Source organism: Acinetobacter genomosp. 33YU, assembly GCF_001990725.1.
In the GTDB taxonomy this organism is placed as follows: Bacteria; Pseudomonadota; Gammaproteobacteria; order Pseudomonadales; family Moraxellaceae; genus Acinetobacter; species Acinetobacter seifertii.
The window spans coordinates 100,957-114,865 of record NZ_LFZQ01000006.1 but is presented as its reverse complement, the minus strand read 5'-3'; the positions used below and the strand labels follow the sequence as shown (position 1 = coordinate 114,865).

General features: G+C 37.9%; 12 protein-coding genes. 9 read left to right on the top strand and 3 right to left on the bottom strand.

All coding sequences use genetic code 11. The annotated features are described in order from the left end of the window. Positions 1-27: 27 nt before the first annotated feature. On the bottom strand, positions 28-1,164 hold the full coding sequence (locus tag AC056_RS06885; RefSeq protein WP_228144357.1) for a GGDEF domain-containing protein: 1,137 nt from the start codon (positions 1,162-1,164) through the stop codon (positions 28-30). A 232-nt stretch (positions 1,165-1,396) separates the two neighbouring features. On the opposite strand from AC056_RS06885, the gene uvrB reads away from it, so the two are divergent. The 8 genes from uvrB to proB all read left to right on the top strand — a co-directional run bounded on the left by uvrB (position 1,397) and on the right by proB (position 10,936). After that, entirely contained in the window at positions 1,397-3,418 is a 2,022-nt protein-coding gene (uvrB, locus tag AC056_RS06880) for an excinuclease ABC subunit UvrB (protein ID WP_049065914.1), read from the top strand. A gap of 94 nt (positions 3,419-3,512) precedes the next feature. Then, positions 3,513-4,100: a lipocalin family protein gene (locus AC056_RS06875; protein ID WP_019457675.1), complete on the top strand. Its 588-nt coding sequence runs from the start codon at positions 3,513-3,515 to the stop codon at positions 4,098-4,100. 108 nt (positions 4,101-4,208) lie between these two features. Continuing rightward, positions 4,209-5,156 carry an EamA family transporter RarD gene (gene rarD / locus AC056_RS06870; RefSeq protein ID WP_077163133.1) on the top strand — a complete coding sequence of 316 codons (948 nt, stop codon included), beginning with the start codon at positions 4,209-4,211 and terminating at the stop codon, positions 5,154-5,156. A 216-nt stretch (positions 5,157-5,372) separates the two neighbouring features. Further along, on the top strand, positions 5,373-6,830 hold the full coding sequence (locus AC056_RS06865) for a glyceraldehyde-3-phosphate dehydrogenase (RefSeq protein ID WP_077163132.1): 1,458 nt from the start codon (positions 5,373-5,375) through the stop codon (positions 6,828-6,830). Positions 6,831-6,981: 151 nt separating this feature from the next. After that, complete coding sequence (locus AC056_RS06860) at positions 6,982-7,716, top strand: MFS transporter (protein WP_077163209.1); 735 nt, start codon at positions 6,982-6,984, stop codon at positions 7,714-7,716. An 11-nt stretch (positions 7,717-7,727) separates the two neighbouring features. Continuing rightward, positions 7,728-8,402, top strand: coding sequence for a hypothetical protein (locus AC056_RS06855; protein WP_174739887.1), 675 nt, complete (start codon positions 7,728-7,730; stop codon positions 8,400-8,402). 164 nt (positions 8,403-8,566) lie between these two features. Further along, positions 8,567-9,787: an Obg family GTPase CgtA gene (gene cgtA, locus AC056_RS06850; RefSeq protein WP_019457680.1), complete on the top strand. Its 1,221-nt coding sequence runs from the start codon at positions 8,567-8,569 to the stop codon at positions 9,785-9,787. 15 nt (positions 9,788-9,802) lie between these two features. After that, complete coding sequence (gene proB / locus AC056_RS06845) at positions 9,803-10,936, top strand: glutamate 5-kinase (protein ID WP_077163131.1); 1,134 nt, start codon at positions 9,803-9,805, stop codon at positions 10,934-10,936. A 25-nt stretch (positions 10,937-10,961) separates the two neighbouring features. On the opposite strand, the gene AC056_RS06840 is transcribed toward proB, so the two are convergent. Further along, the gene (locus AC056_RS06840; RefSeq protein WP_004700012.1) at positions 10,962-11,618 is read right to left on the bottom strand and encodes an HAD-IB family hydrolase; all 657 of its coding nucleotides are present in this window, start codon (positions 11,616-11,618) and stop codon (positions 10,962-10,964) included. Further along, positions 11,588-12,793: a DUF1615 domain-containing protein gene (locus AC056_RS06835; protein ID WP_077163130.1), complete on the bottom strand. Its 1,206-nt coding sequence runs from the start codon at positions 12,791-12,793 to the stop codon at positions 11,588-11,590. The genes AC056_RS06840 and AC056_RS06835 overlap by 31 nt, the downstream gene beginning before the upstream one ends. A gap of 82 nt (positions 12,794-12,875) precedes the next feature. Here AC056_RS06835 and dusB point away from each other — a divergent pair, with 82 nt between their 5' ends. Next, positions 12,876-13,901 (top strand): tRNA dihydrouridine synthase DusB, encoded by a 1,026-nt coding sequence (gene dusB / locus AC056_RS06830; protein ID WP_019457683.1) that lies wholly within the window; start codon positions 12,876-12,878, stop codon positions 13,899-13,901. Positions 13,902-13,909 lie beyond the last annotated feature (8 nt).

The window sequence follows — 13,909 nt, the reverse complement described above, 5'->3', positions numbered from 1 at the left end:
TATAGAGTCATAAAGTAAAGGTCTTACTTAAATAACAAAATCACATGAAATTTGATTTCTACCATTTGCTTTAGCTTTATAGAGGAGATGATCTGCACGATGCAAAGCCTGTTCAATGTCCTGTAAGTTTTTTATAGAGGTGAGTCCATAACTTGCTGTAATTCTAATTTTATTATTCGTAAATACAGTTTGTTCTATCAAAGCTTTAAGCCGTTGTGTCTGGTGTAAAGCATCTCTTTCATTTTTAGCCGAGATCAAGCAAATAAATTCTTCACCTCCAAAGCGTGCTACTAAGTCATTAGCCTTTTTATTATTTAATATTATTTCACTAACGCCTTTTAAAATTAGATCACCTGTATAATGACCCCATGTATCATTAATTGTTTTGAAATGATCAAGGTCGAAGTATATTAAAAAATAAAAACTATTACCAAAATCTATAACTTTATTTTTTTCAAAAAAACCACGACGATTTAATAAATGAGTGAGCGGATCTTGAAAACGTTCATTATTGAGATGATGAATAACATCTTTGACGGCGCATCCACTAATGACTAGAGCAAATAAAATATTTAAGAGAATGTTGGCTGACATACATAGCAGCCACCATACTGATGAGGTTAAGGTAAATTGACTTTGATCTATAGGCTCTAAAAATATGAAGTTAATTCCAGCTCGAAAAAAAGAATATGAAACACTGATCAAATAAAAAATTAAGATCCATTTATCAAATGATTTAGAGGACGGTAATTTTTTTAGTACATGGGGAATTGTAATAAAACCTACTAAACCCAAAGAAATATTTAAAATAATTAATCGTACCCATATTTGGGGCTGTATATATGAAAAATAGGTCAATATAGCAATCGTACATAAACTAATCGCTAATGCTAATTTGTGCCTAAAAGAAACCTTTAACTTCAGACTAATAGCATAGGCACCGAACCAACTGCCTAATAAATATAAAATTGCTGTGAAAGGAGCCGCTAAAGTAAGTTGTGCATTGTTCATTAAACATTGAGCAAATAATGCAATTGAGGGAATGACATAAGCTAAGCCAATCCATAATAAAAAAAGATCAGCTTTAAAAATTAAGCGGCAAAATGTAAAAGCGAGTCCAATCAAAAACAGGCAACTTGGAACAATTAATATAAAATATTGCATATTGATGGAATTCACAGCAATTTTTTAAATTTTCATATTTTTGAAAGGCATAGAATAAAGTGTATTCATGTGTAAATTCAAGGTTGAGACTTTAAATTATGAAAATATAAAATTTGAAGATATTCACTATATGTAATCAAAAATCTGATTAAAGTACAGAAAAATGATTGTAAATTTGGCTTATTGACACCATTAATAGCAAATTACGCATATTTATAAAAGAGAGAGAACTGTGAACGAAAATCAACCTTTCGATTTGGTCACTCATTACCAGCCAGCGGGTGATCAGCCACAGGCAATTGAAAAGCTGGTAAATGGCGTCGAAAAAGGTTTTCGTAATCAGTTACTGTTGGGTGTGACTGGTTCCGGTAAGACCTATACCATGGCAAATGTCATTGCCCAAACACAACGGCCAACTATTGTGATGGCGCACAATAAGACCTTAGCAGCGCAGCTCTATGGTGAATTTAAAGCCTTTTTCCCAAATAATGCAGTTGAATACTTCGTAAGTTATTACGACTACTATCAACCAGAAGCTTATGTTCCGTCTTCAGATACGTTTATTGAAAAAGACGCAGCAATTAATGACCATATTGACCAGATGCGTTTATCGGCAACACGTGCTTTGTTAGAACGCCGTGATGCAATTATTGTTGCTTCTGTATCTGCTATTTATGGTTTGGGTGACCCAAATGCTTACATGCAAATGTTATTGCATGTGGTGCAGGGTGACAGAGTGAGTCGAGACGAAATTATTCGCCGTTTGGTTGAAATGCAATATACCCGTAATGAACTTGAATTCTTACGTGGTACTTATCGAATTCGTGGCGAAATTATTGACATTTTCCCAGCTGAATCGGACCAACATGCAATTCGTATTGAGCTTTTTGATGATGAAGTAGACTCAATTCGTTGGTTTGACCCACTCACTGGTAAAATGGTGCGCAAAGTACCACGTGTCACGATTTATCCAAAAAGCCATTATGTGACACCAAAAGATAACTTAACACGTGCGATTGATACCATTAAGGATGAACTTCAAGACCAGCTTAAGTTCTTCCGAGAACATGACAAGTTGCTTGAGGCTCAGCGTATAGAGCAGCGTACTCGTTATGATTTGGAAATGATGCAGCAGTTAGGCTATACCAATGGTATTGAAAACTACTCTCGTCATTTATCGGGCCGTCCAGCAGGTGAAGCACCACCGACATTGTTTGATTATGTGCCAGACGATGCCTTACTTATTATTGATGAATCGCATGTAACGGTTCCTCAGATTGGCGCAATGTATAAAGGTGACCGTTCACGTAAAGAAAACTTAGTGAATTATGGTTTCCGTTTACCAAGTGCGCTTGATAACCGCCCTATGAAATTTGAAGAGTGGGAGCGTATTGTTCCAACTACTATATTTGTGAGCGCAACGCCAGCTAAATACGAATTGGAAAAGTCAGAACAAGTGGTTGAGCAAGTTGTTCGACCAACAGGTTTAATTGATCCTGAAATTGAAGTTCGCCCAGTACTTACTCAAGTCGATGATGTGCTTTCTGAAATTAATATTCGTAAGAATTTAAATGAACGTGTATTGGTAACGACTTTAACTAAACGTATGGCGGAAGATTTGACGTCTTATTTAAAAGAATATGGCGTTAAGGTTGCTTATTTACACTCAGATATCGATACAGTTGAGCGTGTCAAAATTATTCATGAGTTACGTACAGGTGTATTCGACGTTTTAGTCGGTATTAACTTGCTTCGTGAAGGCTTGGATATGCCGGAAGTTTCTTTAGTTGCTATTTTAGATGCAGATAAGGAGGGCTTTTTACGTTCAGAACGTTCGCTTATTCAGACCATTGGTCGAGCTGCCCGAAATGTGAAAGGTAAAGCAATTTTATATGCAGATAGAATTACCGATTCTATGCAAAAAGCAATTGATGAAACCGAGCGCCGTAGAGCCAAACAAATTGAGTTCAACGAGCTACATGGTATTACACCTCGTAGCGCTGTTCGTCAGGTGATCAAAGAAATTGATTCAGGTGAAGTGCTTTCAGATGATCAAATTGATGAGAAGGTATTAGAGCAGGCAAAAGCACTGAGTGCCGATGATCGACATATTCTTTCTGATCCTAAACTGTTTAGTAAACATATTACTAAGCTTGAGAAAGAAATGTTAAAGGCATCGAAAGACTTACAATTCGAGCAAGCTGCTCGCATTCGTGATGAAATTGTTCGTTTAAAAGCGCAAATGTTGCAATAAATGGATACATAACACTACATGATTTGTTTAAAAAACAAGCTACTGTAGATGTTTAAGTTATTTTTGTATTCACAACTAAAAGTTGAGGGCAACAATGGCATTTCGAAAAAATGTTCCGCAAGCCAGTTGGCGCTTGGCAAAAATTGCATTGGGCGGGATTGTTCTGACTGGCTTAGCCGTTGGAACATATGCTTACGCCCAGCAAAAACCGCTACCAACTGTCGATAAAGTTGAATTAGACCGTTATTTAGGTGTGTGGTATGAAGTCGCACGTAAACCAGCTTTTTTTCAAAAAAAATGTGCTTACAACGTATCTGCAACATATACCTTAAATGAAAATGGAAATATTGTTGTAGATAACCGTTGTTATGATAATCAAAAACAATTACAGCAATCTATTGGTGAAGCATTTGTAGTGAATCCACCATATAACACTAAACTAAAGGTTAGTTTTTTACCTGAGGCTGTAAGATGGATACCCGTAATTCGTGGTGATTATTGGATTTTAAAACTAGATGAAGACTATCAGACGGTTTTAGTTGGAGAGCCTTCCCGTAAATATCTTTGGGTATTATCTCGAACGCCGCACCCTAAAAAAGAGGTAGTTGATGAATATCTGAATTATGCAAAAACATTAGGATTTGATATTCGAGATATTATTCACTCTGAGCACAAAGAGTAAAAAAAATTGCTTAAGAAAAAACCATGTCTTCACATGGTTTTTTTCTTTTGTATAGTAGATAAATCAAGTATTGTATCGCTTTATTTTTATTGAAGTATAAAGAGGTTGGTGATGTTAAAAGGCGTGATTTTCTCTGTCATGGCATCATTAACTTTCGGTGTACTTTATTTCTATACCCAATTACTCGGCCAACTTGATAGTGAGCAGACGTTTGGGTGGCGTATTATTGCGACTTTGCCATTTTTAACTTTGTTTATGTGGTGGAGTGGTGACTTAAGCCATATTAAAAATATCTATCAGCGTATTTTGGCAAAACCCACTTTTCTTTTATTGCTCATCACAACCTCTGTGTTGACTTCGGTACAGCTATGGCTCTTTTTGTGGGGGCCAATGCATGGGCGTGGTTTACAAGTGTCCTTGGGATATTTCCTTCTACCGCTTGTATTGGTGTTAGCTGGTAGTCTGCTATATGGCGAAAAAATATCAAAATTTCAGTGGGTCGCTATTATTCTGGCCATAGTTGGGGTCGGCCATGAGATTTTTCGCTTAGGAAGTATTGCTTGGGAAACTGCTTTAGTTGCCATTGGTTATTCAGCTTATTTCTTATTACGCAAGAAAATTAAAACGGATAATTTAGGTGGTTTTTGGTGGGATCTTGTGATTATTATGCCCGTAGCGATTTATCTGACCCATACAGGTGTATTGCCATACGCTAAATTTCTCGATCAACCAACCCTTGCTTTGGTCATTATGGGGCTAGGGGTGCTTAGTGCTATAGGTTTAGGAAGTTATATATTAGCGAGTCGTTTTTTACCCTTAGTGGTATTTGGGTTGCTCGGATATCTAGAACCTGTATTGCTAGCTTTGGCGTCGTTGGTTTTAGGTGAAAGTATTGGTCGAGAAGAGTGGTTTACTTATATTCCAATCTGGTGTGCTGTTTTTGTACTTGTCTTAGAAGGTGCTTTTCATCTTTATCAACAGCAGCAAAAAGCCAAAAATTTGCAGTTAAATATCGAAAAATATCAAAAAAGATTAAAAAATGATGCTCATTATTAGAGCATCAGAATCTAAAAAGTAAGAAAAAGCAAAAATTTAGCTGCTTTAAACAATAAGATAATAAAAAATAATTATAGGTATTTTATGAATTTATGATGAATTTTAGGAAAATCTAGCTACTAACGTCAGCTTTTGATTCATTCTTGCCAATAATTCCATTACAATTACGGGGTTTTAAAAATCACGCCTAGATATAATTAATTAGAGGACGTATCTGTGAGCAAAGACACTATCATCGCCCTGCATGCTGAACACCAAGGTCGTTGGAAAAACCGTGAAGAAATCGCGGAACGTATGATTGCATTAATCGGTCAATTATACCGTGAAAAAAATATTGTCGTATCTGTTTACGGTCGCTCTTTAATTAACCGTTCTGTTATTCAAATTTTGAAAACTCACCGTCGTACACGTGTTGTAGATGTTGAGCTTTCTGTTGTAAATACATTCCCAATTTTAGAAGCTTTAGCAAAAGTTGAAAACATTGGTTCTGCAGAAGTTGATATCGGTAAACTTGCAGTTGAATATAAAGAAAAAGGCGGTGATGTTGATGCGTTTGTTGCTCAAGCAGTTGAGACAATTAAAGGTAGCGCAACTTCTGAACAACCAAAAGACGTAGTTCTTTACGGTTTTGGTCGTATTGGTCGTATCTTAGCTCGTTTAATCATTAGCCAATCAGGTTTAGGTCGTGGTTTAAGCCTTAAAGCGATTGTTGTTCGTAAGTCTTCTGACGGTGACTTGGCGAAACGTGCTTCTTTACTTCGTCGTGACTCTATTCACGGTACTTTCGCTGGTACAATCTCTGTTGATGAAGAAAACGAAGCAATCATTGCGAATGGTAACTTCATTAAAGTCATCTATGCATCTAGCCCAAGTGAAGTTGATTACACTGAATACGGTATTGAAAACGCGCTTTTAATCGACAACACTGGTAAATGGCGTGATGCTGAAGGCTTAAGCCAACACTTGAAATGCCCAGGCGTTGCACGTGTAGTATTAACTGCACCAAGTAAAGGCGAAATGAAAAACGTTGTATTTGGTGTAAATAACACTGACATCTTAGATGAAGACAAAATCATCTCTGCTGCAAGTTGTACAACAAATGCAATCACTCCAATTCTTAAAGTATTGGATGACAAATATAAAGTTCTTAATGGTCATGTTGAAACAGTTCACTCATTTACAAATGACCAGAACTTAATTGATAACTACCACAAAGCTGATCGTCGTGGTCGTGCCGCTACATTGAACATGGTTATTACTGAAACTGGTGCTGCTAAAGCTGTTGCTAAAGCATTACCGGCATTAAAAGGTAAGTTAACTGGTAACTCTGTACGTGTTCCAACTCCAAACGTATCTCTTGCTATTCTAAACTTAACACTTGATAAAGAAGTTGATCGTGAAGAAGTGAACGAATACATTCGTCAAATCTCGATTAACTCTAGCCTTCAAGGTCAAATCGGTTATACCAACTCTACAGAAGTGGTATCAAGTGACTTTATCGGTTCTCGTACAGCTGGTGTATATGATGCTCAAGCAACGATTACTTCTGGTAACCGCTTAACTGCATATGTTTGGTACGATAACGAAGTCGGTTATAGCTGCCAAGTATTACGTATTGCTGAACAAATGTGTGGCGTAAGCTATACAAAAATTCCTGCAGAAACTAACGCTTAATTCTATTTAACGTTAGATAAAATATTGTGACAAAAAGACCCAGTTTAGACTGGGTTTTTTTACAACCGTACAAAATATATGCTGATTATTTTTTAAAAATCAATGAGAATAGGATTTAAGGAACAAAAAGAAATAGTAAAAGGGATTGGAATTGCAGCAGTTTAAAAGATTATTAATCGTCTTCTTTTTCATCATCATCGCGAATATATGTGGTGTACTCATCGCCATTTGGGTTTTCAAGCATTTTAATATTTATATCCCGCTGAAAAACCAAGCTGTAGCGATTGATTTACAAGAACCTTTGCAGGTACAGGTTAAAGTCAAAGATGCCTTAAATGTAGATGTAAAGGGTAGAGTAAATGCGAATATTCCTATTAATGAAAAGTTAACTATCCCTCTCACACAGACGTTAACCCCACGGGTCTATTTCGATAATATGGTGCCAATTAGCACTGTTATTCCAGTTAAAGAAACATTAAAAGTTGATCAAAGCCTCCCAATAGATACTAAAGTTCAAGTCAGAGTATTAGGTAAGGATATAACTTTGCCATTAAAAGGTAATATTCCATTAAAGCTTGATGTACCTATTGATATTCAAGTACCACTCGATCAAAAAGTTCATTTGAAGTTTGATGCTCCAGTTAAAACAGTTTTAAAAGAAGATCTTCATATTCCTCTAAATGCTCAATTAAAGACCAATATTCCGATTCAAGGTAGTTTGAATGTACCTGTAAAAACTGCTTTAAATGCTTCAGTAGATGTGAAAAATACTTTGCCAGTTAAAATTGAGCATGGTGAGTTAAAAATACCTTTATCAAGTATGAGCCTTAATCGCGTTAAAGCCGATAATGCTACATCTGTACCTGATCAGAACCAGAATAAGTAGGAAGGTGACTGATGCTTGGTTCAATAAAAAGTATGCTGATCAGTTTTTTTCTGATTATGGTACTCACGGCAATTTTATTTTGGCTTTATTTAAATATACAAGCTTCAGTTGTAGTGTCTGCACATGAGTCGGATATTCGTTTACCGGAGTCATTAGAGACAAAAATTCATGTTGGTAATAATTTACAGGTACAGTCTATAGGTAAACTTGATACCTCAATTAAGATTGATCGTCAGATTTCGGTACCATTAAAGGGAAGGTATTTGGCTGATTTGCAGTTTGAAGTCGAGACGCCAATTACAGTAAGTGTTGATTATGCGACAACTCTGAAAGTTGATCAGGTTATGCCTTTGGAAACAACTACCGATTTAATTTACCAAAATAAGTTATTACCTAGATTTCCATTAAAATTAAATATTCCTATTAATCTTGATATTCCATTTCAGTTAAAACGTAGTTATACCATTCCCGTTAAAATTGCTTTTAATGGTCCAGTTTATTTTGAGTTCGATGAGTCGGTAAATTTACCAGTTAAACATCAGTTTAATCCAAGTTTGAAAATTAATGATGCAATGGAAATGGGTAATATTTCAAGCTTTAATGCCATTATGTATAACTCTGTACAGCACACAAAAGCGAATTTAGATATGAAGATGGATTTGCCTTTACGCAATGTTCATCCATAAGGGATCAATGCATAAAAAGCGACTCTGATCAGCTTTAAACTTTTATCAATATCAAAAGATATAGAATAAGACCTAGGAAAGTTGAATTCTCTCGATTTTCTATTCGAGAATTTTATGAAAATATGGCAGAATAGGCGGTTTTAGAGTTTTTAGAGGATTGGCAAATGCGCTTTGTTGATGAAGCAGTCATTACCGTAGAGGCTGGCGACGGTGGCAATGGCGTAGCCAGTTTTCGCCGTGAAAAATTTGTACCATTTGGTGGCCCAGATGGTGGTGATGGCGGACGTGGTGGAAGTATCTATATTCAAGCTGATGATGATACAAGTACCTTAGTCGATTACCGTTACACCCGTAAATTCCGCGCTGAGCGTGGTAAAAACGGTGCAGGTGCTAACTGTACCGGACGTGGTGGTGAAGATGTGGTTTTAAAAGTACCTGTAGGTACAACAATTGTTGATACAGATTCTGGCGATATTATTGGCGACTTGGTTGAAGACGGCCAAAGAATTCTGGTTGCAGGTGGTGGTGAAGGTGGTCTAGGTAATACTCACTTCAAATCATCAACTAACCGTGCTCCACGTAAATGTACGACTGGTATAAAAGGTGAATTTCGTGAAATTCGCCTTGAGTTGAAAGTATTGGCGGATGTTGGCTTATTAGGTATGCCAAACGCTGGTAAATCTACTTTCATTCGTGCTGTAAGTGCTGCAAAACCGAAGGTAGCGGACTATCCATTTACCACTATGGTTCCAAACTTAGGTGTTGTAGATGCTGACCGTCATCGTTCATTTGTAATGGCCGATATTCCGGGTCTTATTGAAGGTGCAGCAGAGGGTGCAGGTCTAGGAATTCGTTTCCTTAAACACTTGGCACGTACTCGTATTCTTCTACACATTATTGATGTGCAACCAATTGATGGTTCTGATCCAGCACACAATGCTAAAGCAATTATGAACGAGTTGGCTAAGTTTTCTCCTACTTTAGCGAAACTACCAGTTGTTTTAGTACTCAATAAACTGGATCAAATTGCTGAAGAAAGTCGTGAAGAGTGGTGTCAGCACATTTTAGACGAGTTGAAGTGGACTGGTCCTGTCTTTAAGACATCAGGCTTATTAAGCGAAGGAACAAAAGACGTTGTGTATTACTTGATGGATCAGATTGAACAACAACGCGAACGCGAAGTTGAAGATCCTGAATACGCAGCAGAAGTAAGAGCTTTCCGTGAACAACTAGAAGTTGAAACACGTGAACAAACCATTGCGGCAAAAGAAGCATATCGTGCGATGCGTCGAGCACAACGTCTCGAAAGTATGATGGACGATGATGATGATTTTGACGATGATGAAGACGACAATGATGTAGAAAGCATCTACGTTCGTGACTAAAAAATCGAGGAAAACATGATAGAAGTGGTCGATGGGCAACGTAAGCTCAGTGAGTGTAAACGAATCGTTGTTAAAATCGGATCATCTTTACTCACAGCAAATGGGCAGGGGCTAGATCTGGAAGCTATTTCGCATTGGTCGAAACAGATTGCAGATTTACACAATGCTGGACACGAAATTATTTTAGTGTCTTCAGGAGCTGTAGCAGAAGGTATGGTTCGTATGAAGCTTGCGAGTCGACCCACCGATCTACCCAGTTTACAAGCATGTGCCGCAATTGGGCAGATGGGCCTAATTCATACGTGGTCTAGCGTGCTTGAAAATCATAGTATTCGAACAGCGCAAGTGTTACTAACACATGATGATTTGGCAGATCGCCGTCGTTATTTGAACTCATGCGATGCGTTGCAGAACTTGATTGACTGGCGTGTTATTCCAGTTATCAATGAAAACGACACAGTCTCTACTGACGAGATTCGTTTTGGTGATAACGATACCTTAGCAGCAATGGTTGCTGGTCAAGTACATGCTGATTTACTGATCATTTTAACAGATCAGCAAGGCATGTTTGACTCAGACCCACGCCATAACCCTGATGCAAAGTTGTTATCAACTGTGCGTGCCATGGACGATGTCTTATTTGAAATGGCTGGTGGTGGTGGACTTCTTGGACGAGGTGGCATGGTCACTAAAGTTCGTGCTGCGCGTTTAGCTGCCAAGTCAGGCTGTCCAACACTGATTGCTAGTGGTGAAAGTGACAATGTATTGTCACGAGTAATGGCTGGCGAAATGTTAGGTACGTTATTCACGACTGATAAAGATCGTATGACAGCGCATCAACAGTGGCTTGCTGCGCATTTGCAAACAGCAGGTCGTCTGGTGATTGATGATGGTGCGGTTGAAGCGATTAAATTGAAACACCGTAGTTTACTCCCTGTTGGGGTCAAAACTGTTGAAGGTCACTTTGATCGTGGCGATGTGGTTGAATGCGTTGATAAACAGGGTAAGCGCATTGCAGTTGGACGAGTAAACTTTAGTTCGCGTTCTGCTGAAATCATTAAAGGCTTAGCTTCGGATAAGGTTTATCAAGTACTTGGTGAAGCTCGTTCGCTGGAAATGATTCATCGCGATCATATGGCGATTTATTAAGTTGTGATCAATAAAAAAGCTCGCTTTATGCGAGCTTTTTTTGTGGTGTTAATGACGGCAAGATTCGATCTTCACCAACCATAAAAGGATGGGTGGCAAGGCTCAGCATATCTAAATCTTCTGAAGTATTCCCATAAGCATAAATTTGATAATAATCCTGCAAAGAATATTGTTCATGTATTCTTAACTTCTTTTGTTCATTACTACAATCTGGCGTTGAATAGTAGCCCGTCATCATGCCATTTTTAATTTGAGTTTCGGTACAAATTAATTCGATATCAAGTAATTTGCAAAGTGGAGCAAGATAGATATCAATTGAAGCTGAAACCAAGACTACTTGATCACCAAGTAACTGATGTTGTTGTAACTGAGCGAAGATTTCAGGTGAAAGCGTCGATACAAGCTCTTGCGCATATTCTTCGCCTAACCTTTGCAGTTCAATGGCTGGAGTATTGCTAAACATACTGCGAAAAAGTTTAGCTCTCATCGCATGGGCGGGATAAAAATTAAGATAATAGGCTTGAATCCATGGCAGGATTTTCAAGCCTTGCTTCACAATGTGGCGCTTAGATAATGCATAAAAGATGAACCCTGTAAAACTGTCTTTAGTGCACAAGGTTCCATCAAAATCGAACAGGGCGAGGTTTTTTATTATCTTATTCGTTTCGCTCGTTGCATACATGATTCATATCGTCCGTTTACGCGGGTTGCATACCAGTTAGTATTATAGTCACGACTTAATTTAGGCCCAGAAATGACCACTTGAGGCATCATTGCATAGATAGGTTCTTTGCCAGTTTTAGCCTTATAGAGTTTAGTTAAGGCAATATAAGTTTGTGTACTCTCAAACTTTTTCTCTTTTTCCAACTTCAGGTCATCGCGAAGTTGTCTTGGAGTAATTAAAACATTATTTGCAGTAAATAGTTTCATTAACTCTTTTTCTGACTGACTCTGAACTGCGAGTGGATCACCAGATTTATTGTAAAGTAACAAATCACCATCTAAGCTGAGCTCAGCATCACTAAGGGCATCGAGCATGCTTTGAAAAGCAGCATTACGGCTAGAGTACATACCTGAGTTATAATCGGCAAAACGGTAAATGGCCTTATCATAGTCTGCTGGATATACCATCAAGCGGTGAATACCATAATATAGACCGCCATATTGCGTATAAAGATCATTTCTAAGGTCTGCAATATTCATGCTAGAACGCTTATGCGCTTTGGCATAATTAATATGAACTTGCATTGAACCCAGTGTAGTGATTGGATTCATTTTCTCACCAATATCTTGTCCGACCAATTTGGCTGCGCCCGTTAAGGCACTGACATGATAATGTTGAGTCATAAAATCAAAAATTTGACGATAAAGTAAGTCGAGATCTTTTTCAGTTTTGACTTTACGCATCTGACTCATGTAGTTGTTGTCAGGAGAGGGCTGGGTTTTTAATACTTCTTCGAAATAGCCTGCGACAGTACCACCAACTTTCTCACCAAGTTTGTCTTCAAACTTTTCATTTAAACGGGTACTGACTTCATCGACCGCTTTTTTACCAAGACCGGGTACTACTGGATTGGCAACAAAGTTAGATTCCTGATCTACAATCGCGACAATACTACAAACATTTTGCTTGGTTTTAGGAATTTTTAAGTCCTGCATAATATCGTCGATATCTTTGGCCCACGACTCACGATCATGCACGCGCGATGGGATTAATTTTTTAATTTGCTGGCTTTCTAAATCGGGCTCATCATTTTTTGACCACCAGGCTTTATCTCCACAAGCAGTTAAACTCATGCATACGGTGACTACACCGAATGATTTTAATAAAAAACGGGAAGACAACGGTTTGTTCATGGCGAGGAAAGCACCTGCAAAAAAGATGAGCTGATCAAGCGGATGAAGTATACTATGTTGATCATGAATTGTATGAATATATATGTATATTGGTCCCTATCAACTGTCAAATAATTTAATTGTTGCTCCTATGGCTGGTGTAACTGACCGTCCATTTAGAACACTGTGCAAGTATTTTGGTGCGGGTCATGCGGTGAGTGAAATGATGACTGCCGACAAAACTTTGCGAATGACTAAAAAAAGTCTTTATCGTGCGAATTTTGATGGAGAGTTGGCTCCTATCTCTGCGCAAATCGCGGGTTCTGACCCAGAACAGTTAGCTGAGGCTGCTCGTTATCAAGTTGCAAATGGGGCACAAATTGTTGATATCAATATGGGATGTCCTGCAAAAAAAGTATGTAATAAATTAGCAGGTTCAGCATTATTACAAGATGAGGACTTGGTAGCTCGAATACTAGATGCTGTTGTTGAAGCTGTTGATGTTCCTGTGACTTTAAAAACCCGTTTGGGATTTTTAAATGGGCAAGAAAATATTTTACGCGTGGCTAAACGTGCTGAAGAGGCGGGGATTGCCGCGTTAGCATTGCATGGCCGTACACGTGAAGACATGTATTTAAATACAGCACGTTATGAATTAATCAAACATGTTAAAGAATTAATCAATATTCCTGTTATTGCCAATGGTGACATTGATAGTCCTGAGAAAGCAAAATATGTACTGGACTATACTGGCGCCGATGCAATTATGATTGGACGGGCCGCACAAGGTCGTCCATGGATTTTCCGTGAAATTGCTCATTATTTAAAAACTGGTGAGCATTTGGCTGCTCCAAATATTGAAGAAGTCAAAGATGTACTTTTAGGACATTTGTCTGAGTTATATCAATTTTATGGTGAATATTCTGGATGTCGTATTGCTCGTAAGCATATTGCTTGGTACACCAAAGGCTTACGTTCGAGTAACGAGTTCCGTCAAAATATGTATAAAGTTGAAACTACTGCTGAACAAGCATTAGTGGTCGAGAGTTATTTTAATCAATTGCTTGCAGAAGGTAATTTGATGAGTGATGTTCAGGTTGAACAAGTTAATTTATTAGCTACTCACTAAAATAAAGC